The sequence below is a fragment of the Escherichia albertii NBRC 107761 = DSM 17582 genome, assembly GCF_000759775.1.
Classification (GTDB): Bacteria; Pseudomonadota; Gammaproteobacteria; order Enterobacterales; family Enterobacteriaceae; genus Escherichia; species Escherichia albertii.
This window is the reverse complement of sequence record NZ_BBMY01000006.1, coordinates 53336-77103: the sequence shown is the minus strand read 5'-3', so window position 1 is coordinate 77103 and position 23768 is coordinate 53336. Positions and strand designations below refer to the sequence as shown.

Genomic DNA, 23768 nt, shown 5'->3' with positions numbered 1-23768 from the left:
CAAGGCCTTATGTGGCCAATATGTTAAGGGCCAGGCGACCAGTGCAGTAATAAACAGGACTACGGCTCCTGCTGAACCTAACTGAATAGGGAGAAAGAGCGTTCCTGCGCCAACGGCAGTGCCGTAGAGCGCGAAGCTCCAGAGAGTTTCTTCTTTTGACCAAATCTTAGACATTATTTGAACGTATCATCTACAAATTAAATAAAATGGAGGGCAATTTACCATAAACCAGGTGAAACATGGGAGATTAACGCCATATCAACCCATGCATTCGTATGTTAGTAGATGCAAACCTTGCGTGCCAGTTGGCTATCTCCCCCCTCATTTCAGCGTATCTCCTTTGTGATAAAAATCACTTTTACCAAACAATTATCATAACTATTTTTAACAATCATTTACTATTGCACGGTTAATTCGTGCGAGGTTGTGATGAAAGATGTTGTGATTGTCGGGGCGTTACGAACACCTATTGGTTGCTTTCGCGGAGCGTTGGCGGGTCATTCCGCTGTGGAGCTTGGCAGCCTGGTTGTGAAAGCGTTATTAGAACGCACCTGTGTTGCTGCACATGCGGTGGATGAAGTGATTCTCGGGCAGGTCCTGACCGCCGGGGCAGGGCAAAATCCGGCACGACAGTCGGCTATTAAAGGTGGCCTTCCTAACAGTGTCTCGGCAATTACTATTAATGATGTTTGTGGTTCCGGGCTAAAAGCACTGCATCTCGCCACTCAGGCGATTCAGTGTGGCGAGGCTGATATTGTTATTGCCGGTGGCCAGGAAAATATGAGCCGCGCGCCACATGTCCTGACTGATAGTCGAACCGGCGCACACCTTGGTGATAGCCAACTGGTTGATAGTCTTGTTCATGATGGTCTGTGGGACGCATTCAATGATTATCATATTGGCGTTACTGCTGAGAATCTGGCCCGCGAGTATGGTATCAGTCGTCAGTTGCAAGACGCTTATGCCCTTAGTTCACAACAAAAAGCGCGGGCGGCTATTGATGCCGGACGATTTAAGGATGAGATAGTCCCGGTCAGAACGCAAAACAATGGGCAGATACGGGTTGTTGATACCGATGAACAGCCTCGTGCTGACGCCAGTGTAGAAGGATTAGCCTGCTTAGATCCGTCATTTGATAGTCACGGTTCTGTTACTGCAGGAAATGCATCATCCATCAACGATGGCGCAGCAGCCGTTATGATGATGAGCGAAGTCAAAGCGCGAACGTTGAATTTACCTGTGCTGGCTCGTATTCGCGCATTTGCCAGTGTCGGCGTGGACCCCGCACTGATGGGCATTGCCCCCGTATATGCGACTCGTCGTTGTCTGGAACGTGCGGGTTGGCAACTGGCCGATGTCGATCTTATTGAAGCTAACGAAGCTTTTGCCGCGCAGGCGCTTTCCGTCGGTAAAATGCTCGAGTGGGATGAGCGCCGGGTTAATGTCAATGGTGGCGCCATTGCTCTCGGTCATCCAATTGGCGCTTCTGGCTGCCGTATTCTGGTTTCTCTGGTTCATGAAATGGTGAAACGCAATGCACGCAAAGGGTTGGCTACACTCTGCATTGGCGGTGGTCAGGGGGTGGCATTAACGATAGAACGCGATGAATAGCTCTGTATTTCTTTCCCGTCTGTTAAACGTCTGCTGTCATTAATTCATTTTATGATAATGGCTGGCTCGTTAATCTCCTCGATTTATTATTACAGCCCTGCCACTCAAAAACTGGCGGGGTTTTTGATTTTTTCGAATCAGCATAGTCCATACTGTAGCTATAAAATAATCCATATCTATGCTATTTCCGGCCTGACACCTGTATTAATCACGTATTTTTTTACCTGTGTTCTTACTCTGTGCTGGCAGGAAAAAATGGTTACTATCAATACGGAAATCAGCTTTAACACCGCGACTTCGACGTGATATGCGCCGCGTATTTTCAAAATGGCGGGAGAGAAGTTGAGAAATATCGGCGTCTGATTTTGCAGGCCGGATATGCTGTACATCCGACCTTTTTTCCGTTAATAGAGATCGGATTCGAGGCCGTTAAGGTGGTTGTTACGTTCCTTATTTTGCCTTGCTGCATTAACTCATATGTCAGGAGAAAGGAATGAAAACAATTGGTTTACTGGGCGGCATGAGCTGGGAATCCACAATCCCTTACTATCGTTTGATAAACGAGGAAATTAAGCAGCGGCTTGGTGGGCTTCATTCTGTGCAAGTGTTACTGCATAGCGTTGATTTTTATGAAATAGAAGAGTGTCAACGGCGCGGGGAATGGGATAAAACAGGCGATATTCTGGCCGGGGCGGCGCTTGGCCTACAGCGTGCGGGGGCAGAAGGTATCGTGTTATGTACTAATACGATGCATAAAGTGGCTAAGACGATTGAATCTCGTTGCTCGCTTCCTTTCTTACATATAGCGGATGCCACCGGGCGAGCGATTCGTCGGGCCGGAATGACACGCGTGGCGCTGTTGGGAACGCGCTACACCATGGAACAGGATTTTTATCGCGGACGGCTGGCGGAGCAATTTTCTATTAACTGCCTGGTGCCGGCTGCGGATGAACGGGAGAAAATTAATCAGATCATTTTTGAAGAACTGTGCCTCGGGCAATTCACCGAAGCATCACGCGCTTATTATGCGCAAGTGATTGCTCGCCTCGCAGAACAGGGAGCGCAGGGCGTTATTTTTGGCTGTACTGAAATAGGTTTACTGCTGCCGGAAGAGCGCAGTGTTCTGCCTGTGTTCGATACGACGGCAATCCATGCCGAAGATGCTGTGTCCTTTATGCTGTCGTAATGCTCTATAAAATAGCCTCAAGCGAGGCAACCAGTTTTGGCAAACCTGTTTGTAAGTGCTCACTAAATGTCTGAACCAGTGCTGATGACGGACGATGCAGGGGGCGAATCAGACTTACGGTGAAGGGAACTGCAATACTGAATCGCCGCACGACTAACCCACTTGCCGCATAATCCAGAGCAGTGAGTGGATTAACCACGGAAACGCCAGCACCTGCGCGAACCATTGCGCAGATTGACGCGGCGCTGTGGGTTTCCACTATCATTCGCCGTTTAACCTGATGTTCATTAAAGAGCTGATCCAGCAACTGGCGATAGCTGTCGCTACGGGAAAGGCTGATGTAGTTCTCACCGTGGAAATCTTCCGGTGTTAATACTTCTTTTGCCGCCAGCGGATGACACGCCGGTAAAACACACACTTCATCTAATGACAGTAATTCGGTACGTTCTGTTCCCGCAGGCGTGTGTAGCGTCTCAGTGAGTCCTAAATCATGGCGTTGGGCTGAAAGCCACTCTTCAAGTAACGGTGATTCTTGCGGCACGATATTTAAGCTGACTTCAGGATAGCGAGCCAGAAACGGTTGCAGCAGCGGAGGTAAAAAAGACTGTGAAAATACTGGCAGGCAGGCAATAGAAAGCTCGCCCTGCCGAAACTCGCGCAGGCTTTCCGCAGCACTGACAATGCGATCCAGTCCGTACCATGAGCGCTGTACCTCTTCAAACAGGCGTAATCCTTGCACTGTGGGATGCAATCTTCCACGTACGCGCTCAAACAATTTCAGCCCGATGACTTTTTCAAAACGCGCCAGCTCACGGCTGACGGTTGGCTGTGAGGTGTGCAGTAGCTGTGCCGCTTCAGTCAGGTTTCCTGCTGTCATAACTGCATGAAAAATTTCAATATGACGTAAGTTAACGGCGGCCATCTGCATTCTCCCGCTATCCGATATTCCATATCATTTTTGCATAGACTCAACATAAAACGATATTTTTTATTCTTTTTATGATGTGGCGTAATCATAAAAAAGCATTTATTTGGAGTTTGCTATGCCACATTCACTGTTCAGTACTGATACCGATCTCACTGCTGAAAATCTGTTGCGCTTACCCGCAGAATTCGGCTGCCCGGTGTGGGTCTATGATGCACAAATTATTCGTCGACAGATTGCCGTTCTGAAACAGTTTGATGTGGTGCGCTTCGCTCAGAAAGCCTGTTCCAATATTCATATTTTGCGCTTAATGCGTGAACAGGGCGTGAAGGTGGATTCTGTTTCGTTAGGGGAAATCGAGCGCGCCCTGGCGGCAGGATATAACCCACAAACGCATCCTGACGACATTGTGTTTACCGCCGATGTTATTGATCAGGCGACGCTCGAGCGCGTTAGCGAACTGCAAATTCCGGTGAATGCTGGCTCTATTGATATGCTTGACCAACTTGGACAAGTGTCGCCAGGGCATCGTGTGTGGTTGCGCGTTAATCCGGGATTTGGTCACGGCCATAGCCAAAAAACCAATACCGGTGGCGAAAACAGTAAGCACGGTATCTGGTATACCGATCTTCCGGCCGCTCTGGAAGTGATACAACGCCATCATCTGCAACTGGTCGGCATTCATATGCACATCGGTTCCGGCGTCGATTATGCGCATCTGGAACAGGTGTGTGGCGCGATGGTGCGGCAGGTCATCGAATTTGGTCAGGATTTACAGGCTATTTCTGCTGGCGGTGGGCTATCCATTCCTTATCAACAGGGAGAAGAGGCGGTCGATACCAAACATTATTATGGCCTGTGGAACGCGGCGCGTGAGCAGATCGCCCGCCATTTGGGACACCATGTGAAACTGGAAATTGAACCAGGTCGGTTTCTGGTGGCGCAGTCTGGCGTACTGATAACCCAGGTACGGAGCGTCAAACAAATGGGCAGTCGCCGCTTTGTTCTGGTTGATGCGGGATTTAACGATCTGATGCGTCCGGCAATGTACGGCAGCTATCATCACATTAGTGCGCTGGCGGCAGATGGTCGCTCTCTTGAATATGCGCCAACGGTGGAAACTGTGGTTGCCGGGCCATTATGTGAATCGGGTGATGTCTTTACCCAGCAGGAAGGGGGCAAAGTCGAAACTCGCGCTTTGCCGGAGGTAAAAGCTGGCGATTATTTGGTTTTGCATGATACTGGCGCGTACGGTGCGTCAATGTCATCGAACTACAATAGCCGCCCGCTGCTGCCGGAAGTTCTGTTTGATAACGGTCAGGCGAGGTTGATTCGCCGCCGCCAGACCATTAGTGAATTACTGGCGCTTGAGCTGCTTTAATCGTAGTTAGTCGCTGGATGCATGATGGATTGTATCCAGCGGCGGCGTTGAAACTGAATGACGACGCACCAGCGTCGGACTAAAAACGTTGGTGATTTCCGGGAGAGGGCGATTATCCGCCAGCGCCAATGCCAGTTCGGCAGCCTGAGTCGCCATCGTCACTATTGGGTAGCGTACGGTGGTCAAACGTGGGCGTACATAACGTGACACCAGCACATCGTCAAAACCAATCAACGAAATCTCACCCGGTACGTCAATCCCATTGTCATTGAGCACGCCCATCGCCCCCGCCGCCATTGAATCGTTATAACAGGCTACTGCAGTGAAATTTCTGCCTCGTCCCAAAAGCTCGGTCATTGCCTGTTCGCCACCGCTTTCGTCTGGTTCGCCAAAAGTCACCAGCCGGTCATTGGCCGGAATACCGCTTTCGGCAAGAGCATCGTAATACCCCTGCAGGCGATCTTCGGCGTCAGAAATAGAGTGGTTAGAGCAGATATAACCAATGCGTGTATGGCCTTGTTGAATTAAGTGGCGAGTTGCCAGCCAGGCGCCGTAACGATCGTCCAGCGCAATACAGCGATTTTCAAAGCCGGGGAGGATGCGGTTGATCAATACCATGCCAGGCATTTGTTTCATCAATGAGGCTAAATCGGCATCCGGGATCATTTTGGCATGGACGACCAGCGCGGCACAGCGGTGGCGGATCAATTGTTCAATGGCCTGACGCTCTTTTTGTTCATTGTGATAACCGTTGCCAATTAATAAGAAATTACCAGTATGGTAAGCCACCTGTTCGACCGCTTTCACCATCGCACCAAAAAACGGATCGGAAACATCACCAACGACCAGGCCAACTGTTTCGGTGGTCTGTTGCGCCAGCGCACGCGCGTTAGCGTTCGGGTGATAGCTTAGAGATTCCATCGCACTATGCACAGCCAGACGAGAAGCTTCGCTGGCTTTTGGAGAGTTATTAATGACACGGGAAACGGTGGCGACTGAAACGCCTGCCAGTCGGGCTACATCCTTTATGGTCGCCATGAAAATACCTTTGTGGGTAAACGCTTACATTCTGCCAGTGTTACGGAAAACGCCTGTCGGTTCAAGGGGCGTGGTACTTTCTGAATGGGAAGTGTGCGTGAAACGAGAATAAATAAGACAAAAAAAGAGATTACAAACCTTTGGTTACACTTTGCGAAACGCTGTTGCGATTGACCGCTAGTGGCGTTTGGCTATGGATTGTTAAAGTGGTGGTCCCAGAGGTATTGATAGGTGAAGTCAACTTCGGGTTGAGCACATGAATTACACCAGCCTGCGCAGATGCGCAGGTTTTTTTTTGCTTGTCATCAATCTGTAACAGTAACCGATAATTTACACACCTGGTTGCATTTCCCTTAATTCCTTTGCGTTTTCTTGCTGGCGAAGAGTCTTCGCGCAGACCACAATCAAGATCCCAGAGGTATTGATTGGTGAGATTATTCGGTACGCTCTTCGTACCCTGTCTCTTGCACCAACCTGCGCGGATGCGCAGGTTTTTTTTCGCACCCAATTTACTGTCGCTCCCGTTCCCCTTCTCGTGTAATCTCCCCCCATTCGCTTTTACTGAATAATGAGCAAAGGGAGTTGGAATGCTTTTTAGCTTTTTCCGTAATTTGTGTCGTGTTTTGTACCGTGTTCGCGTTACCGGAGACACTGAGGCATTGAAAGACGAGCGAGTTCTCATCACGCCTAATCACGTCTCTTTTATTGACGGCGTTTTGTTGGCGCTGTTTTTACCCGTACGCCCGGTATTTGCCGTTTACACTTCTATTAGTCAGCAGTGGTATATGCGTTGGCTGAAGTCATTTATCGACTTTGTTCCTCTCGACCCGACGCAACCCATGGCGATTAAGCATCTGGTGCGCCTGGTTGAGCAGGGGCGTCCAGTGGTGATATTCCCGGAAGGGCGAATCACCACCACCGGCTCGCTGATGAAAATCTATGATGGCGCGGGTTTTATCGCGGCGAAGTCAGGCGCGACGGTCATTCCTGTGCGTATTGAAGGGGCGGAGCTTACTCACTTCAGTCGCCTGAAAGGTCTGGTTAAACGACGCTTATTTCCACGGATTCATCTGCATATTTTGCCGCCAACCCGGGTGCCGATGCCGGATGCGCCACGTGCCCGTGACCGCCGTAAAATCGCGGGAGAAATGCTGCACCAAATCATGATGGAAGCACGCATGGCGGTGCGTCCACGTGAAACACTGTATGAATCCTTGTTGGGGGCGATGTATCGTTTCGGCGCCGGGAAAAAGTGTGTTGAAGATGTCAACTTTACCCCAGATACCTATCGCAAATTGCTCACTAAAACATTGTTTGTTGGTCGCATCCTCGAAAAATATAGCGTTGAAGGGGAAAGAATCGGTTTAATGCTGCCCAATGCGGGCATTAGTGCGGCAGTGATTTTTGGGGCCATCGCCCGTCGCCGTATTCCGGCAATGATGAACTACACTGCCGGGGTAAAAGGGCTGAGCAGCGCAATTACTGCCGCTGAAATCAAAACTATCTTCACTTCCCGCCAGTTCCTCGACAAAGGCAAATTCTGGCATCTGCCGGAACAACTCACTCAGGTGCGTTGGGTCTATCTGGAAGATTTAAAAGCGGATGTCACTACGGCTGACAAAGTGTGGATCTTCGCACATCTGTTGATGCCGCGTCTGGCACAGGTAAAACAGCAGCCGGAAGAAGAGGCATTGATCCTCTTTACTTCAGGTTCAGAAGGCCATCCGAAAGGCGTCGTCCATAGCCATAAAAGTATTCTGGCGAACGTTGAGCAGATTAAAACCATCGCCGATTTCACCACTCATGACCGCTTTATGTCGGCGTTACCGCTGTTCCACTCTTTTGGGCTGACGGTGGGACTGTTTACGCCGCTGTTGACTGGCGCAGAAGTGTTTCTTTACCCCAGTCCGCTGCATTACCGCATTGTACCGGAACTGGTATATGACCGCAGTTGCACCGTGCTTTTTGGCACCTCGACATTCCTCGGTCACTACGCGCGCTTTGCCAATCCTTATGACTTCTATCGCCTACGCTATGTAGTGGCGGGTGCTGAAAAACTGCAAGAAAGCACTAAACAGCTTTGGCAGGATAAATTTGGCCTGCGCATCCTTGAAGGCTACGGCGTGACTGAATGTGCGCCAGTGGTGTCCATTAATGTGCCAATGGCGGCGAGGCCGGGCACTGTTGGACGTATTTTGCCGGGGATGGATGCGCGTCTGCTGGCGGTTCCTGGCATTGAAGAGGGCGGTCGCCTGCAACTGAAAGGGCCGAACATTATGAACGGCTACCTGCGGGTAGAGAAGCCAGGTGTACTGGAAGTGCCTACTGCCGAGAATGTTCGCGGCGAAATGGAGCGCGGCTGGTATGACACCGGTGATATCGTGCGCTTCGATGAACAGGGCTTTGTGCAGATTCAGGGCCGCGCGAAACGCTTTGCCAAAATTGCAGGCGAAATGGTATCGCTGGAAATGGTGGAACAACTGGCGCTTAGTGTTTCGCCGGATAAAGTGCATGCTACGGCGATTAAGAGCGATATCAGCAAGGGCGAGGCGTTGGTACTGTTCACCACTGATAGCGAACTAACGCGCGATAAGCTGCAACAGTATGCCCGTAAGCATGGCGTGCCGGAGCTTGCCGTACCGCGTGACATTCGCTATCTGAAACAGATGCCATTATTGGGCAGCGGCAAACCTGACTTTGTCACGTTGAAAAGCTGGGTAGACGAAGCGGAACAACACGATGAGTGAGTCAGTACACACTAACACTTCGCTATGGTCGAAAGGGATGAAAGCGGTTATTGCGGCGCAGTTTCTCTCTGCGTTTGGCGATAACGCGTTGTTGTTTGCCACGCTGGCATTACTGAAAGCGCAGTTCTACCCGGAATGGAGTCAGCCCATTCTGCAAATGGTGTTTGTGGGTGCTTACATTCTTTTTGCGCCATTTGTTGGCCAGATTGCCGATAGCTTTGCTAAAGGCCGGGTAATGATGTTTGCCAACGGCCTTAAATTGCTTGGCGCCGCCAGTATCTGTTTTGGCATCAATCCCTTTCTCGGTTATACGCTGGTGGGCGTTGGTGCGGCGGCTTATTCACCGGCGAAATACGGTATTCTCGGCGAATTAACCACCGGCAGTAAGTTAGTGAAAGCTAACGGTTTAATGGAGGCGTCTACTATTGCGGCGATTTTGCTCGGTTCTGTCGCCGGTGGTGTGCTGGCTGACTGGCATGTTCTGGTCGCTCTGGCGGCATGTGCGCTGGCTTATGGTGGAGCGGTCGTTGCCAATATCTATATTCCAAAACTGGCGGCGGCGCGTCCGGGTCAGTCGTGGAATCTCATTAACATGACTCGTAGTTTTCTGTATGCCAGCGCCTCGCTGTGGCGCAACGGTGAAACGCGTTTTTCGCTGGTAGGCACCAGTTTGTTCTGGGGGGCGGGCGTTACGTTGCGTTTCCTGCTGGTGCTGTGGGTGCCGGTGGCGCTGGGCATAACCGATAACGCCACGCCGACTTATCTCAATGCGATGGTCGCGATAGGTATTGTGGTCGGTGCAGGCGCGGCGGCAAAACTGGTTACGCTGGAAACCGTTTCGCGCTGTATGCCTGCCGGGATTTTAATTGGCGTGGTGGTACTGTTTTTCTCTCTGCAACATGAACTGCTGCCAGCCTATGCCTTGCTGATGCTGATTGGTGTTTTGGGCGGCTTTTTTGTTGTTCCGCTCAATGCATTATTACAAGAGCGGGGAAAAAAAAGCGTCGGGGCGGGGAATGCGATTGCAGTACAAAATCTTGGCGAAAACAGCGCCATGCTGCTGATGCTGGGGATTTATTCGCTGGCGGTATTGGCGGGTATTCCGGTTGTACCAATCGGTATTGGTTTCGGTGCGCTGTTTGCGCTGGCAATAACGGCGCTGTGGATCTGGCAACGCCGTCATTAATATTTAACGCCGGTTTTAACCGGCGTTAATCTTTAAGGTGCCGGATAAGTATAAACCTGGTGTACAGCTTCAATTTCTGCCAATACTTCCTCGCTTAATTCCAGGTGTAAACTTTCGATGTTAGTTTTCAACTGTTCCATCGTCGTCGCACCCAGCAGGGTACTGGCAACAAATGGTTGACGGCGTACAAAAGCGAGCGCCATCTGAGCCGGATCCAGGCCATGACGTCTGGCGATATCAACATACGCCGCAACGGCTTTTTGCGTTTGTTCACCGCTGTAGCGGGTGAAGCGGCTAAAGAGCGTATTACGTGCGCCAGCGGGTTTTGCACCGTTGAGATATTTTCCGGTCAGCGTACCAAAACCAAGGCATGAATAAGCCAGCAGCTCGACGCCTTCATACTGGCTGACTTCCGCCAGCCCTACTTCGAAGCTGCGGTTTAACAGGCTATAGGGATTTTGAATCGTGACGATGCGCGGTAGATCGTGTTTATCCGCCAGATGCAGGTAACGCATGACGCCAAATGCGGTTTCATTCGATACGCCGATATAGCGAATTTTCCCCGCCCGTTGGTACTCTGCTAATGCATCCAGCGTGTCGAGCAGAGAAACCGCAGGGGCAGAATCTGTCCAGCTATAGCCAAGTTTGCCAAAGCAGTTGGTTGAGCGCTGCGGCCAGTGCACCTGATAAAGATCGAGGTAATCAGTCTGTAGGCGCTTGAGGCTGTCATGCAGAGCTTCGCGGATATTCTTCCGGTCCAGAGCCTGATCCGGGCGAACACCCTTGTCATTATTGCGCGACGGTCCGCTCACTTTGGAGGCGATAATTAACTTTTCGCGACTGCCATGTTTTGCTAACCAGTTACCAACGTAGGTTTCGGCTAACCCCTGAGTTTCGGGGCGTGGCGGGACAGGGTACATCTCGGCGACGTCAATAAGGTTAATGCCCTGAGCAACGGCATAGTTGAGTTGTGCGTGGGCGTCGGCTTCGCTGTTCTGTTCACCAAACGTCATCGTGCCAAGCCCCAGCGTGCTGACTTCCAGCGAACTGTGGGGTATACGGTGATATTGCATAGCCGTTTCCTTTTTATAATCACGACATAAGGAATATAAAAATGGCAGAGGGAAGGGAAAAGGGAAAGCGAAAAATCTTAAGGCCAGCCAGATGCTGACCTTATTTGTTAACGTTCAATAATTTGCGAAATATCATCACGATTAATTTGCATAGCGTTACCTTGCTGATCGTGATAGCTCACCAGTCCGGTGTCATCATCAATTTCAGGCTTTCCATCGGTCAGGATCATTCGGCCATCTTTGGTTGCCATAACATAATCACTGGAACACCCGGAAACGGCAAATGCCAGTCCGACTGCGGAAATCACAACTGCCCATTTTTTCATCCGGTTATCCTCATTAATCCCATCAATGATAATAGTCTGTTTATAATCCAACGCTATATATCTTGAAAGCAGGAAAATCTTAAACTGTGGGGATGAGGGGCAGGCGTTCGCTCTCCTGCAGGAGAGCGAACGGAATATCAGAGCGGATTCTTTTTATTGCGAATCAGGTTGAGACTTTCCACCGCAATCGAGAAGAACATAGCGAAATAGATGTAACCTTTTGGAACGTGGATATCGAAACTTTCCAGAATCAAGGTGAAGCCCACCAGAATCAGGAAAGAAAGCGCCAGCATTTTTACCGAAGGGTGGCGCTCGACAAAATCACCAATCGAACGTGCGGCGAACATCATTACACCCACAGCAATCACTACCGCCGCCATCATAATGAACAGATGATCTGATAGACCTACGGCAGTAATCACTGAGTCGAGGCTGAAAATAATATCCAGCAGCATAATCTGCACGATAGCGCCGAGGAACGAGGTGACGCGTGTTTTCATCCCTTCTTCTTCGCCTTCGATGGACTCGTGGATCTCCTTACTGGCTTTCCAGATAAGAAACAGGCCGCCCATCAGCAGAATTAAATCACGGGCGGAAATTTCCTGACTGAATATAGTAAAAAGCGGATTGGTTAATCGCGTTACCCAGGCGATCGACGCCAGCAGCGCCAGACGCATGACCATGGCTCCCGCCAGCCCAAGACGTCGTGCGTGACCGCGTTGCGCGGTGGGTAACTTTGAAACCACCAGAGAAAGGAAAATAATATTGTCGATCCCAAGTACGATCTCCAGCAGCGTCAGCGTACCGAGCGCAAGCCAGGCGTTAGGATCGGTTATCCATGCAAATAACATCTAAAAAGCCCTGCCAAAAAAATGAAGCGGTAATTATATGCCCGGAATGCAGTAGGTCAAAGCGATGGCTGTTGGATCAGAAAATGACGCGCCAGCAGCGCGCCGGTGAAATTCTTCTTCAGATAAAAGCCGCGCGGCAGTGTCAGAATCGGTTCGCCTCGGGAACCAATGGCTTCGGTCAGGGCTTTCGCGTTCGCTGCTTTTGGTCGTATCTGTAAATATTCCCCGTGGCGAGCGGTAATCCGTTCAACCTGACCGAGGACAATCATATCCATCAATTCTTCCCAGTCTTCACGTAGCTGTCGGTCTTCTTCTTCATTTGGGCTCCACAGCAATGGCGCTCCCACGCGACGTTGTGCCAGCGGGATACTGCGTTCGCCTTCGACCGGTATCCACAGTACCCGTTTTAGTTTGTGGCGCACGTGGCTGGTTTCCCAGGTGACGCCGCTATTGCCGGTTAACGGTGCAACGCATACGAAGGTGGTTTCCAGTGGGCGACCAAGGCTATCCACAGGAATAGTTTTAAGTTCTACGCCCAGAGCTGCAAAATCTTGTTCAGGTTTACTCCCTGCGCTGGCCCCGAGCCAGATTTCCAGCAGTACGCCGATCCAGCCCTTATCACGCTTTAAATTCTCCGGCGTAACCAGCCCTGCAAGCGCCGCTAGTTCCCCCAATGTATAACCAGAAAGTTGCTGTGCTTGCGCTAATAACTGCGCTTCAGTTTCGGGGGGAGAGAGCAACGGGCGTGGTTGGGACATGATGTGATACCTTGGTTGAAAAACAAACAGCTATTCTATACCGGATATTCGCAGTGTAACTTTTTCCACATGTGTTGTTCAATTCTATGATTTATATTGCTTTTTAGGGAGTAGAGAATCCAGTTGCGCAACACATCAATAGGTTTTCCAAATCTGGTCACTGAAAATAAACAGGATCTTACACCATGTTATCCACAGAAAGCTGGGATAACTGTGAAAAACCTCCACTACTGTTTCCATTTACAGCCTTGACGTGCGACGAAACTCCAGTTTTTAGTGGTTCGGTGCTTAACTTAGTGGCACATTCTGTGGATAAATACGGCATTGGTTGATCTTTCGCCAACCCGTAAAAGAGCGGTGTGACTTGGGTCACATATTCGTCTGTTTTATTACTAAAATTGCGCATAATGAATTGATATATAATGAATATTTTGAAGTGTCTTTATCGGGGTTATTCAGAATGCTCTGGGTTTTCCCGCGGTAATTCCGTAGTTCTTCACAACTCTATCCACAGAAAAGGTGAATAAAAACGGCTATCCCCCCCTACCTCTGTTTATAACTCAGCGCTTAGCTGTGAGTTATTCAATTGTTATTAGTGTGTAATGCCCTGCAGAGAGTGGTTTACCGCCTTCCAGGAGTATGAAACAATCATTCGTATATAAAGCTTTATTTTGAGGTAGTCCGGTGATTGATGACGATGGCTACCGCCCAAACGTAGGTATTGTGATTTGTAATCGTCAGGGGCAGGTCATGTGGGCCCGGCGATTTGGTCAGCACTCCTGGCAATTTCCACAAGGCGGGATTAACCCAGGAGAATCCGCAGAACAGGCGATGTACCGTGAATTGTTTGAAGAAGTAGGATTAAGCCGTAAAGACGTTCGAATCCTTGCTTCAACGCGTAACTGGTTGCGCTACAAATTACCGAAACGTTTGGTGCGTTGGGACACGAAGCCGGTTTGTATCGGCCAAAAACAAAAGTGGTTTCTCTTGCAGCTAGTGAGCGGCGATGCGGAAATCAATATGCAAACCAGCAGTACACCTGAGTTTGACGGCTGGCGGTGGGTAAGTTACTGGTATCCGGTCAGACAGGTGGTGTCATTTAAACGTGATGTTTACCGTAGGGTAATGAAAGAGTTCGCGAGTGTTGTGATGGCGCTGCAGGAAAATACGCCTAAACCGCAAAACGCATCTGCTTATCGACGTAAAAGAGGTTAAGTCACGCCAATTATGCTCACTCGCCTGCGCGAAATAGTCGAAAAGGTAGCCAGCGCACCACGCCTGAATGAGGCGTTAAATATTCTGGTTACCGACATCTGTCTTGCGATGGATACTGAGGTCTGTTCGGTCTACCTGGCCGATCACGACCGACGTTGTTACTACCTGATGGCGACCCGGGGATTAAAAAAACCACGTGGTCGCACTGTAACGCTTGCGTTTGATGAAGGGATCGTCGGCCTGGTTGGCAGGCTGGCGGAACCAATAAACCTTGCGGATGCGCAAAAACACCCCAGTTTCAAATATATTCCCTCCGTAAAAGAAGAACGTTTTCGCGCATTTTTAGGTGTCCCGATTATTCAGCGCCGCCAGTTGCTTGGCGTGCTGGTGGTGCAGCAACGTGAGCTGCGCCAGTACGACGAAAGCGAAGAATCCTTTCTGGTTACGCTCGCCACCCAAATGGCCGCTATTCTTTCCCAGTCGCAGCTAGCTGCGTTATTCGGACAATATCGCCAGACGAGAATTCGTGCATTACCCGCATCTCCCGGCATTGCTATTGCTGAGGGGTGGCAGGACGCGACGTTGCCGCTCATGGAACAGGTATATCAGGCGTCTACGCTGGACCCCGCGCTGGAACGCGAACGGTTGACCGGTGCTCTGGAAGAGGCGGCTAACGAATTTCGTCGCTATAGCAAACGCTTTGCTGCCGGAGCGCAGAAAGAGACTGCGGCGATTTTCGATCTCTACTCGCACTTGCTTTCCGATACGCGTCTGCGTCGTGAACTGTTTGCCGAAGTTGATAAAGGCTCGATCGCCGAATGGGCGGTGAAAACAGTAATTGAAAAATTTGCCGAACAATTCGCTGCATTAAGCGATAACTACCTCAAAGAGCGGGCCGGCGATTTACGTGCGCTGGGCCAGCGTTTACTGTTTCACCTTGATGATACCAACCAGGGAGCAAACGCCTGGCCGGAACGTTTCATCCTGGTCGCCGAAGAACTATCAGCGACAACTCTTGCGGAGCTGCCGCAGGATCGCTTAGTTGGCGTTGTCGTTCGCGATGGTGCTGCTAACTCTCATGCTGCAATTATGGTACGCGCACTGGGGATTCCCACTGTGATGGGTGCGGACATTCAACCTTCGGTGTTGCACTGCCGGACGTTGATCGTTGACGGCTATCGTGGGGAGTTGCTGGTCGACCCGGAGCCGGTGCTGCTGCAAGAGTATCAGAGGCTGATTAGCGAGGAGGTTGAGCTTAGCCGTCTGGCGGAAGATGACGTCAATTTACCCGCGCAGTTAAAAAGCGGCGAGCGCATCAAAATTATGCTCAATGCGGGGTTAAGCCCGGAACATGAAGAAAAACTGGGCAGTCGTATTGATGGTATCGGCCTTTATCGCACCGAAATCCCCTTTATGCTGCAAAGCGGCTTCCCGTCGGAAGAAGAGCAAGTGGCGCAGTATCAGGGAATGTTGCAAATGTTCAATGATAAGCCCGTAACCCTGCGTACGCTGGATGTCGGTGCTGATAAGCAACTGCCTTATATGCCGATCAGCGAGGAAAACCCTTGTCTTGGCTGGCGTGGAATTCGCATTACACTCGATCAGCCGGAGATCTTCTTAATCCAGGTGCGAGCGATGCTGCGTGCTAATGCTGCCACGGGCAATCTGAGTATTTTATTGCCGATGGTGACCAGTCTGGACGAGGTTGACGAAGCGCGACGCCTGATTGAACGTGCCGGGCGTGAAGTCGAAGAGATGATCGGTTATGCCATTCCTAAACCACGCATTGGGATCATGCTTGAAGTCCCGTCAATGGTATTTATGCTGCCGCAACTGGCGAAACGGGTAGATTTTATCTCAGTTGGCACCAACGATCTGACGCAGTATATTCTGGCCGTCGATCGCAATAACACACGTGTAGCGAACATTTATGACAGCCTGCATCCTGCGATGTTGCGGGCACTGGCGATGATCGCCAGAGAGGCTGAAACGCAGGGCGTTGATCTTCGTTTGTGTGGTGAGATGGCGGGCGATCCAATGTGTGTGGCAATCCTCATCGGACTGGGCTACCGCCATTTGTCCATGAACGGGCGATCTGTCGCACGCGTGAAATACTTGTTGCGACGCATTGATTTTACTGAGGCGGAAAATCTTGCCCAGCGTAGTCTGGAAGCGCAATTGGCAGCCGAAGTTCGCCACCAGGTTGCGGCATTTATGGAGCGTCGTGGTATGGGCGGGTTAATTCGTGGAGGGCTTTAGCGCGGCTCGTATACATATCTTTTAACGGTATCCGGCAACCAGCTTGGTCCCCTTGTGCTATTATTCGCACCTTTGGAGCGCCAGAAACCTGCGGCGCGCATTTCAATCGCTGTTCTCTTTCAGCGAAATAACAAGAACTTGTGGTGACAGATGACCAGTAGCTATCTGCATTTTCCGGAATTCGATCCGGTCATTTTCTCAATAGGCCCCGTAGCGCTTCACTGGTACGGCCTGATGTATCTGGTGGGTTTCATTTTTGCGATGTGGCTGGCAACGCGTCGGGCGAATCGTCCAGGCAGCGGCTGGACCAAAAATGAAGTTGAAAACTTACTTTATGCGGGCTTCCTCGGCGTTTTCCTTGGTGGACGTATTGGTTATGTTCTGTTCTACAACTTCCCACAGTTTATGGACGATCCGTTGTATCTGTTCCGTGTCTGGGACGGTGGAATGTCTTTCCATGGCGGCCTGATTGGCGTGATTGTGGTGATGATTATCTTTGCTCGCCGCACCAAACGCTCTTTCTTCCAGGTGTCTGATTTTATCGCGCCGCTTATTCCGTTTGGCCTTGGCGCCGGGCGTCTGGGTAACTTTATTAACGGTGAGTTGTGGGGCCGCGTCGATCCTAACTTCCCGTTCGCGATGTTGTTTCCTGGTTCCCGTACCGAAGATATTCTTTTGCTGCAAACTCATCCGCAATGGCAATCTATTTTCGATACTTACGGCGTGCTTCCGCGCCATCCCTCGCAACTGTATGAACTGCTGCTTGAAGGTGTGGTGCTGTTTATCATCCTTAACCTGTACATTCGCAAACCGCGTCCAATGGGAGCGGTTTCTGGCTTGTTCCTGATTGGCTATGGCGCGTTTCGTATCATCGTTGAGTTCTTCCGCCAGCCTGACGCGCAGTTTACCGGCGCCTGGGTACAGTACATCAGCATGGGACAAATTCTTTCTATCCCGATGATTGTCGCGGGTGTGATCATGATGGTCTGGGCATATCGTCGCAGTCCACAGCAACACGTTTCCTGAGGAACCATGAAACAGTATTTAGAACTGATGCAAAAAGTGCTCGACGAAGGCACACAGAAAAACGACCGTACCGGAACCGGAACGCTTTCCATCTTTGGCCATCAGATGCGTTTTAACCTGCAGGATGGATTTCCGCTGGTGACAACCAAACGTTGCCATCTGCGTTCCATCATCCACGAATTGCTGTGGTTCTTGCAGGGCGACACCAATATTGCTTATCTGCATGAAAACAATGTCACTATCTGGGACGAATGGGCCGATGAAAATGGCGATCTTGGCCCGGTGTATGGCAAACAGTGGCGTGCCTGGCCTACGCCGGATGGTCGTCATATTGACCAGATCACTACGGTACTGAACCAGTTAAAAAATGATCCAGATTCCCGTCGTATTATTGTTTCGGCATGGAACGTGGGCGAACTGGATAAAATGGCGCTGGCCCCGTGCCATGCCTTCTTCCAGTTCTATGTGGCAGATGGCAAACTCTCTTGTCAGCTTTATCAACGTTCCTGCGATGTCTTCCTCGGTCTGCCATTTAACATCGCCAGCTACGCGTTACTGGTACATATGATGGCGCAGCAGTGCGATCTGGAAGTGGGCGATTTTGTCTGGACCGGTGGCGACACGCACCTGTACAGCAACCATATGGATCAAACCCATCTGCAATTAAGCCGCGAACCGCGTCCGTTGCCGAAGTTGATTATCAAACGTAAACCTGAATCCATCTTCGATTACCGTTTCGAAGACTTCGAGATTGAAGGTTACGATCCGCACCCGGGCATTAAAGCTCCGGTTGCTATCTGATTTACGAAACATCCTGCCAGAACCGACGCCAGTGTGTGTCGGTTTTTTTTGTCCTCCGTCAAATTCTTCGAGACGCCTTCCCAAAATTTTGCAACGCCCTGCAACAGCGTAAATAGTCCTGAAGATGCGCCGAAGAAACAGAAACCGGGCCTCGCCTTTTTTTCGGTTCGCCGCATACTGCCGACATGAAAAAACAACGTGGTTATACGCTGATTGAAACGCTGGTTGCGATGCTGATTCTGGTCATGCTAAGCGCAAGCGGGCTTTATGGCTGGCAATACTGGCAGCAGTCGCAACGGTTATGGCAAACCGCCAGCCAGGCGCGGGATTATTTGCTCTATTTGCGTGAGGATGCCAACTGGCGTAATCGCGACCACACTATCAGCGTTATCAGGGAGGGAATGTCATGGTGTCTTGTCAGTGCCGCTGCAGGGGCGAATACCTGCTATACCCGTTCTCCATTGGTCTTTTCGCCGCGCTGGCCCGAAGTCGAAATGAGCAATATAACGCCTTCACTAACCTTCTTTGGCTTGCGCAATACGGCCTGGGCCGGGCATATTCGTCTCAAAAATTCATCAGGCGAATGGTGGCTGGTGGTGTCCGCATGGGGAAGGATTCGACTATGCCAACGCGGAGAAACAGAAGAATGCCTGTAAAAGAGAACGGATTTTCACTGTTGGAAGTTCTGATTGCGATGGTGATTAGCAGCATATTACTGCTGGGAGCAGCGCGCTTTTTGCCTGCATTACAGCGTGAAAGTTTGACGAACACCCGAAAATTGGCGCTGGAAGATGAAATCTGGCAACGGGTATACACCGTCGCGAAGCATCTGCAACGAGCAGGGTATTGCCGGGGAACCTGTTTGGGAGAAGGGCTGGTTATTGCCGGGCAAGGAGATTGTATCATTGTGCAGTGGGATGCAAACAGTAACGGTATTTGGGAGCGTGAGCCGGTAAAAGAGTCCGACCAGATCGCATTTCGTCTGAAAGACAACGTGCTGGAAACCTTGCGCGGCACGACATCTTGTGAAGGTAAGGGATGGGATAAAGTTACTAACCCGGATGCTGTCATCATCAACGCTTTTCAGGTCGTGCGTCAGGAGAACAGTGGTTTCCCACCTGTGCTGACCGTCAATATGCGCGGCGCCAGCAAGACCAATCCGCAAATCGTGGTGGATGCCAGCTACAGCATAACGGGGTTCAACCTGTGAACCGCGAACGCGGTGTTTCATCATTGGCACTGGTTCTGATGTTGCTGATATTAGGTAGTTTGCTGCTACAAGGAATGAGCCAGCAAGATCGCAGTTTTGCCTCTCGTGTGACGATGGAAAGCCAGTCATTGCGTCGTCAGGCAATTGTGCAGTCGGCGTTGGAGTGGGGGAAAATACACGTCTGGCAAGCAGCACAACCAACGGTTCAGTGTTTGCAGTATGCCGCAATCAATGCTCAGGTTTGCTTGCGTTTACTGGTGGATAATGAAATTTTGCTGATGGCCAGTTATGACGGTGTTTCATTGTGGCGAACGGGGAATGTCATTAATGGACAAACTGTTTTTTCGCCGCATGGCTGGAGTGATTTTTGTCCGCTGAAAGAGGGGGCGTTATGTCAGCTTCCCTGAAGCATCAGCACGGTTTTAGTTTGCCAGAAGTCATTTTGGCGATGGTACTCATGGTGGTGATTGTCACGGCGTTATCTGGCTACCAGCGCACATTAAGCACCAGCATTGCCAGCAGAAATCAGTACCAACAACTCTGGCGATATGCCTGGCAGCAGACTCAACTGCGTGCGATTTCGCCACCTGCAAACTGGCAAGTCAACCGAATGCAGACATCGCAGGCGGGATGTGTCAGCATCAGCGTTACGCTGTTTTCACCAGGGGGCAGAGAAGGCGAAATGACCCGTCTGCATTGCCCAAATCGTTAGTAGTCAGGAGCCGCTATGTTAAGGGTCTACCATTCCAATCGTCTGGATGTGCTGGAAGCGTTGATGGAGTTTATCGTCGAACGTGAACGGCTGGGCGATCCCTTCGAACCTGAAATGATTCTGGTGCAAAGTACCGGTATGGCACAGTGGCTACAGATGACTCTGGCGCAAAAGTTCGGTATTGCGGCGAACATTGATTTTCCGCTGCCTGCAAGCTTTATCTGGGATATGTTCGTTCGTGTTTTACCGGATATCCCGAAAGAGAGCGCCTTTAATAAGCAGAGCATGAGCTGGAAATTGATGTCTCTGCTACCGCAACTGCTGGAGCATGAAGATTTTACACTGTTGCGTCATTACCTGACTGACGATAATGACAAGCGGAAATTATTTCAGCTTTCTTCCAAAGCTGCAGACCTGTTTGACCAGTATCTGATTTATCGCCCGGACTGGCTAACTCAATGGGAAGCTGGGCGTTTGGTCGAAGGGCTTGGGGAAGCGCAGGCCTGGCAAGCGCCGTTGTGGAAGGCGCTGGTGGAATATACTAATGAACTGGGGCAACCGCACTGGCACCGCGCCAATCTCTACCAGCGCTTTATCGAAACGCTGGAGTCTGCAACCACTTGTCCGTCAGGGCTACCTTCACGCGTCTTTATATGCGGCATTTCTGCACTACCGCCGGTTTATCTCCAGGCGCTACAGGCGCTGGGTAAACATATTGAAATCTACCTTCTGTTTACCAACCCTTGTCGTTATTACTGGGGCGATATTAAAGATCCTGCTTATCTGGCGAAATTACTGACCCGCCAGCGCCGACACAGTTTTGAAGATCGTGAATTGCCGTTATTCCGCGATAGCGAAAATGCCGGGCAGTTATTTAATAGCGATGGTGAACAGGATATTGGCAACCCGCTGCTGGCCTCATGGGGTAAGCTGGGACGCGACTATATCTATCTACTTTCCGATCTGGAAAGCAGCCAGGAACTGGACGCCTTTGTCGATGTGACGCCAGACAATCTACTGCATAACATCCAGTCCGACATTCTGGAACTGGAAAACCGTGCCGTTGCTGGCGTGAATCTGGAAGAGTTTTCCCGCAGCGATAACAAACGTTTACTGGATCCACAAGATAACAGCATTACCTTCCATGTCTGCCACAGCCCGCAGCGCGAAGTTGAAGTGTTACATGATCGTCTGCTGGCGATGCTGGAAGAAGATCCGACACTCACTCCGCGTGACATCATTGTGATGGTGGCTGATATCGACAGCTACAGCCCGTTTATTCAGGCGGTGTTTGGCAGTGCACCGGCAGAGCGTTATTTACCTTATGCTATTTCTGACCGTCGGGCACGGCAGTCGCATCCGGTACTGGAAGCGTTTATCAGTTTATTATCGTTACCCGATAGTCGCTTTGTCTCAGAGGATGTGCTGGCGCTGCTGGACGTTCCGGTACTGGCCGCACGATTTGATATTAACGAAGAAGGACTGCGTTATTTGCGCCAGTGGGTTAATGAATCCGGTATTCGCTGGGGTATTGACGATGACAACGTTCGGGAGCTGGAGTTGCCTGCTACCGGGCAACACACCTGGCGATTTGGCCTGACGCGCATGTTGTTGGGCTACGCGATGGAGAGCGCCCAGGGCGAGTGGCAATCAGTTCTCCCTTATGATGAATCGAGCGGCCTGATTGCGGAGCTGGTGGGGCATCTGGCTTCACTGCTGATGCAGCTCAGCATCTGGCGTCGCGGTCTGGCACAGGAGCGTCCGCTGGAAGAGTGGTTGCCGGTTTGTCGCGACATGCTCAATGCCTTCTTCCTGCCGGATGCGGAAACTGAAGCGGCGATGACGCTTATAGAACAACAATGGCAAGCGATCATCGCTGAAGGTCTGGGAGCGCAGTATGGTGACGCGGTGCCGTTATCTCTGCTTCGCGATGAGCTGGCGCAACGCCTGGATCAGGAACGTATCAGTCAACGTTTCCTTGCTGGTCCGGTCAACATTTGTACGCTAATGCCAATGCGATCAATTCCGTTCAAAGTGGTCTGTCTGCTGGGAATGAACGACGGCGTTTATCCTCGTCAACTGGCGCCGCTGGGCTTTGATCTCATGAGTCAGAAGCCGAAGCGTGGCGATCGTAGTCGTCGCGATGACGACCGCTATCTGTTTCTGGAAGCGTTAATTTCTGCGCAGCAAAAACTTTATATCAGCTATATCGGGCGTTCCATTCAGGATAACAGTGAACGTTTCCCGTCGGTGCTGGTGCAGGAACTAATTGATTATATTGGGCAAAGTCACTATCTACCGGGCGATGAAGAGCTTAACTGTGATGAAAGCGAGGCTCGGGTAAAAGAGCATCTTACTTGCCTCCATACCCGGATGCCGTTTGATCCGCAAAACTACCAGCCTGGCGAACGACAAAGCTATGCACGTGAATGGCTACCGGCTGCCAGTCAGGCAGGCAAGGCGCATTCTGAATTTGTCCAGCCGCTGCCGTTTACTTTGCCAGAAACCGTACCGCTGGAGACGTTACAACGATTCTGGGCGCATCCAGTGCGGGCATTTTTCCAGATGCGTTTGCAGGTGAACTTCCGCACTGAAGAGAGCGAAATCCCTGACACCGAGCCATTTATTCTGGAAGGGCTTAGCCGTTATCAAATCAACCAGCAGCTATTAAATGCGCTGGTCGAGCAGGACGATGCAGAGCGCTTGTTCCGCCGCTTCCGGGCAGCAGGGGATTTGCCATATGGCGCATTTGGGGAAATTTTCTGGGAAACGCAATGCCAGGAGATGCAGCAGCTTGCTGACAGAGTCATTGCCTGTCGACAGCCGGGACAAAGTATGGAAATTGATCTCGACTGCTACGGCGTGCAGATAACAGGTTGGTTGCCGCAGGTTCAAGCGGATGGCCTGTTGCGCTGGCGTCCCTCTTTATTAAGTGTGGCGCAGGGAATGCAACTTTGGCTGGAACACCTTGTCTATTGTGCCAGCGGTGGCAAAGGTGAGAGTCGCCTTTTCCTGCGCAAAGACGGGGAGTGGCGCTTTCCGCCGCTGGAAGCAGAACAGGCCTTACATTACCTCTCGCAACTGGTTGAGGGATATCGTGAAGGAATGTCTGCGCCGTTGTTGGTATTACCCGAAAGCGGCGGCGCATGGCTAAAAAACTGTTATGACGCCGAAAGTGATGCGGTGTTGGATGACGACTCCACGTTACAAAAAGCCCGTTCAAAATTCCTTCAGGTTTATGAAGGCAACATGATGGTGCGTGGCGAAGGCGATGACATCTGGTATCAGAGGCTCTGGCGGCAATTAACGCCGGAGACAATGGACGCCATAGTAGAACAATCGCAGCGTTACCTGCTACCGCTGTTTCGTTTTAATCTGTCATAAGTGCTGTATAAAAATTGCGCAGATTACTCGCTTACTTTATGATGCGCACCAGTCACGGACTGATGGTTAAATAGATATA

22 protein-coding genes and 1 pseudogene are annotated in these 23768 nt (G+C 50.8%); 15 read left to right on the top strand and 8 right to left on the bottom strand.

Annotated features, from left to right (window positions below):
* A pseudogene (locus EA14781_RS24080) lies at window positions 1-174 on the bottom strand (amino acid permease); the annotation flags it as partial.
* A gap of 255 nt (window positions 175-429) precedes the next feature.
* Here EA14781_RS24080 and EA14781_RS02355 point away from each other — a divergent pair.
* Entirely contained in the window at window positions 430-1611 is a 1182-nt protein-coding gene (locus tag EA14781_RS02355; protein WP_000656047.1) for an acetyl-CoA C-acetyltransferase, read from the top strand.
* Window positions 1612-2104: 493 nt separating this feature from the next.
* The gene (locus EA14781_RS02345; RefSeq protein WP_000848620.1) at window positions 2105-2797 is read left to right on the top strand and encodes an aspartate/glutamate racemase; all 693 of its coding nucleotides are present in this window, start codon (window positions 2105-2107) and stop codon (window positions 2795-2797) included.
* A 4-nt stretch (window positions 2798-2801) separates the two neighbouring features.
* On the opposite strand, the gene EA14781_RS02340 is transcribed toward EA14781_RS02345, so the two are convergent.
* Entirely contained in the window at window positions 2802-3719 is a 918-nt protein-coding gene (locus EA14781_RS02340) for a LysR family transcriptional regulator (RefSeq protein WP_002461382.1), read from the bottom strand.
* A gap of 121 nt (window positions 3720-3840) precedes the next feature.
* Between EA14781_RS02340 and lysA the strand changes: the two genes are divergently transcribed.
* Complete coding sequence (gene lysA, locus EA14781_RS02335) at window positions 3841-5103, top strand: diaminopimelate decarboxylase (protein WP_001120741.1); 1263 nt, start codon at window positions 3841-3843, stop codon at window positions 5101-5103.
* 6 nt (window positions 5104-5109) lie between these two features.
* Here the strand turns inward: lysA and galR are convergent, their stop codons facing one another.
* Both galR and EA14781_RS24605 read right to left on the bottom strand, forming a co-directional pair.
* A complete protein-coding gene (galR, locus tag EA14781_RS02330; RefSeq protein WP_000201062.1) occupies window positions 5110-6141 on the bottom strand; it encodes an HTH-type transcriptional regulator GalR in 1032 nt (343 codons plus the stop codon).
* 130 nt (window positions 6142-6271) lie between these two features.
* Entirely contained in the window at window positions 6272-6649 is a 378-nt protein-coding gene (locus EA14781_RS24605; protein ID WP_148934792.1) for a hypothetical protein, read from the bottom strand.
* Window positions 6650-6728: 79 nt separating this feature from the next.
* On the opposite strand from EA14781_RS24605, the gene aas reads away from it, so the two are divergent.
* Both aas and lplT read left to right on the top strand, forming a co-directional pair.
* Window positions 6729-8888, top strand: a complete 2160-nt coding sequence (gene aas / locus EA14781_RS02325) for a bifunctional acyl-ACP--phospholipid O-acyltransferase/long-chain-fatty-acid--ACP ligase (protein ID WP_000899015.1) — start codon at window positions 6729-6731, stop codon at window positions 8886-8888.
* Window positions 8881-10074 carry a lysophospholipid transporter LplT gene (lplT, locus tag EA14781_RS02320; RefSeq protein ID WP_000004590.1) on the top strand — a complete coding sequence of 398 codons (1194 nt, stop codon included), beginning with the start codon at window positions 8881-8883 and terminating at the stop codon, window positions 10072-10074. Before aas ends, lplT begins: the two co-directional genes overlap by 8 nt.
* A 32-nt stretch (window positions 10075-10106) precedes the next feature.
* Here lplT and EA14781_RS02315 read toward each other — a convergent pair whose 3' ends face one another.
* The 4 genes from EA14781_RS02315 to mutH all read right to left on the bottom strand — a co-directional run bounded on the left by EA14781_RS02315 (window position 10107) and on the right by mutH (window position 13082).
* Complete coding sequence (locus EA14781_RS02315; protein ID WP_001199327.1) at window positions 10107-11147, bottom strand: NADP(H)-dependent aldo-keto reductase; 1041 nt, start codon at window positions 11145-11147, stop codon at window positions 10107-10109.
* Between the two features lie 107 nt (window positions 11148-11254).
* The gene (gene ygdR / locus EA14781_RS02310) at window positions 11255-11473 is read right to left on the bottom strand and encodes a lipoprotein YgdR (RefSeq protein WP_000758661.1); all 219 of its coding nucleotides are present in this window, start codon (window positions 11471-11473) and stop codon (window positions 11255-11257) included.
* Window positions 11474-11610: 137 nt separating this feature from the next.
* Window positions 11611-12324, bottom strand: coding sequence for a TerC family protein (locus EA14781_RS02305; protein WP_000895639.1), 714 nt, complete (start codon window positions 12322-12324; stop codon window positions 11611-11613).
* Window positions 12325-12380: 56 nt separating this feature from the next.
* Entirely contained in the window at window positions 12381-13082 is a 702-nt protein-coding gene (gene mutH / locus EA14781_RS02300) for a DNA mismatch repair endonuclease MutH (protein ID WP_000082179.1), read from the bottom strand.
* A 185-nt stretch (window positions 13083-13267) separates the two neighbouring features.
* Here mutH and ygdT point away from each other — a divergent pair, with 185 nt between their 5' ends.
* From ygdT to recC, 10 genes are all read left to right on the top strand, one after another.
* A complete protein-coding gene (gene ygdT, locus EA14781_RS25950) occupies window positions 13268-13414 on the top strand; it encodes a protein YgdT (RefSeq protein WP_000953278.1) in 147 nt (48 codons plus the stop codon).
* Between the two features lie 352 nt (window positions 13415-13766).
* Window positions 13767-14297: an RNA pyrophosphohydrolase gene (gene rppH / locus EA14781_RS02290; protein ID WP_000564487.1), complete on the top strand. Its 531-nt coding sequence runs from the start codon at window positions 13767-13769 to the stop codon at window positions 14295-14297.
* Window positions 14298-14309: 12 nt separating this feature from the next.
* Window positions 14310-16556: a phosphoenolpyruvate--protein phosphotransferase gene (gene ptsP / locus EA14781_RS02285; protein WP_000957896.1), complete on the top strand. Its 2247-nt coding sequence runs from the start codon at window positions 14310-14312 to the stop codon at window positions 16554-16556.
* A gap of 150 nt (window positions 16557-16706) precedes the next feature.
* Window positions 16707-17582, top strand: a complete 876-nt coding sequence (gene lgt, locus EA14781_RS02280) for a prolipoprotein diacylglyceryl transferase (protein ID WP_000204664.1) — start codon at window positions 16707-16709, stop codon at window positions 17580-17582.
* 6 nt (window positions 17583-17588) lie between these two features.
* Window positions 17589-18383 (top strand): thymidylate synthase, encoded by a 795-nt coding sequence (gene thyA, locus EA14781_RS02275; RefSeq protein WP_000816232.1) that lies wholly within the window; start codon window positions 17589-17591, stop codon window positions 18381-18383.
* Between the two features lie 185 nt (window positions 18384-18568).
* Entirely contained in the window at window positions 18569-19039 is a 471-nt protein-coding gene (locus tag EA14781_RS02270) for a prepilin peptidase-dependent protein (RefSeq protein ID WP_000744691.1), read from the top strand.
* A complete protein-coding gene (locus tag EA14781_RS02265; RefSeq protein WP_001144291.1) occupies window positions 19030-19593 on the top strand; it encodes a prepilin peptidase-dependent protein in 564 nt (187 codons plus the stop codon). Before EA14781_RS02270 ends, EA14781_RS02265 begins: the two co-directional genes overlap by 10 nt.
* The gene (locus EA14781_RS02260; RefSeq protein WP_001078544.1) at window positions 19590-20000 is read left to right on the top strand and encodes a DUF2509 family protein; all 411 of its coding nucleotides are present in this window, start codon (window positions 19590-19592) and stop codon (window positions 19998-20000) included. The genes EA14781_RS02265 and EA14781_RS02260 overlap by 4 nt, the downstream gene beginning before the upstream one ends.
* Entirely contained in the window at window positions 19985-20305 is a 321-nt protein-coding gene (locus tag EA14781_RS02255; protein WP_001276454.1) for a prepilin-type N-terminal cleavage/methylation domain-containing protein, read from the top strand. Before EA14781_RS02260 ends, EA14781_RS02255 begins: the two co-directional genes overlap by 16 nt.
* 15 nt (window positions 20306-20320) lie before the next feature.
* A complete protein-coding gene (gene recC / locus EA14781_RS02250; protein ID WP_000946952.1) occupies window positions 20321-23689 on the top strand; it encodes an exodeoxyribonuclease V subunit gamma in 3369 nt (1122 codons plus the stop codon).
* The last annotated feature ends 79 nt before the right edge of the window (window positions 23690-23768 follow it).

Coding starts and splice junctions, on each gene's coding strand:
- lgt (WP_000204664.1), top strand. CDS start 16,707: ATGACCAGTAGCTATCTGCATTTTCCGGAATTCGATCCGGTCATTTTC.
- galR (WP_000201062.1), bottom strand. CDS start 6,141: ATGGCGACCATAAAGGATGTAGCCCGACTGGCAGGCGTTTCAGTCGCC.
- EA14781_RS02355 (WP_000656047.1), top strand. CDS start 430: ATGAAAGATGTTGTGATTGTCGGGGCGTTACGAACACCTATTGGTTGC.
- EA14781_RS02340 (WP_002461382.1), bottom strand. CDS start 3,719: ATGGCCGCCGTTAACTTACGTCATATTGAAATTTTTCATGCAGTTATG.
- ptsP (WP_000957896.1), top strand. CDS start 14,310: ATGCTCACTCGCCTGCGCGAAATAGTCGAAAAGGTAGCCAGCGCACCA.
- EA14781_RS02255 (WP_001276454.1), top strand. CDS start 19,985: ATGTCAGCTTCCCTGAAGCATCAGCACGGTTTTAGTTTGCCAGAAGTC.
- ygdT (WP_000953278.1), top strand. CDS start 13,268: ATGTTATCCACAGAAAGCTGGGATAACTGTGAAAAACCTCCACTACTG.
- lysA (WP_001120741.1), top strand. CDS start 3,841: ATGCCACATTCACTGTTCAGTACTGATACCGATCTCACTGCTGAAAAT.
- EA14781_RS02345 (WP_000848620.1), top strand. CDS start 2,105: ATGAAAACAATTGGTTTACTGGGCGGCATGAGCTGGGAATCCACAATC.
- EA14781_RS02315 (WP_001199327.1), bottom strand. CDS start 11,147: ATGCAATATCACCGTATACCCCACAGTTCGCTGGAAGTCAGCACGCTG.
- recC (WP_000946952.1), top strand. CDS start 20,321: ATGTTAAGGGTCTACCATTCCAATCGTCTGGATGTGCTGGAAGCGTTG.
- lplT (WP_000004590.1), top strand. CDS start 8,881: ATGAGTGAGTCAGTACACACTAACACTTCGCTATGGTCGAAAGGGATG.
- mutH (WP_000082179.1), bottom strand. CDS start 13,082: ATGTCCCAACCACGCCCGTTGCTCTCTCCCCCCGAAACTGAAGCGCAG.
- EA14781_RS02270 (WP_000744691.1), top strand. CDS start 18,569: ATGAAAAAACAACGTGGTTATACGCTGATTGAAACGCTGGTTGCGATG.
- EA14781_RS02265 (WP_001144291.1), top strand. CDS start 19,030: ATGCCTGTAAAAGAGAACGGATTTTCACTGTTGGAAGTTCTGATTGCG.
- EA14781_RS02305 (WP_000895639.1), bottom strand. CDS start 12,324: ATGTTATTTGCATGGATAACCGATCCTAACGCCTGGCTTGCGCTCGGT.
- aas (WP_000899015.1), top strand. CDS start 6,729: ATGCTTTTTAGCTTTTTCCGTAATTTGTGTCGTGTTTTGTACCGTGTT.
- thyA (WP_000816232.1), top strand. CDS start 17,589: ATGAAACAGTATTTAGAACTGATGCAAAAAGTGCTCGACGAAGGCACA.
- ygdR (WP_000758661.1), bottom strand. CDS start 11,473: ATGAAAAAATGGGCAGTTGTGATTTCCGCAGTCGGACTGGCATTTGCC.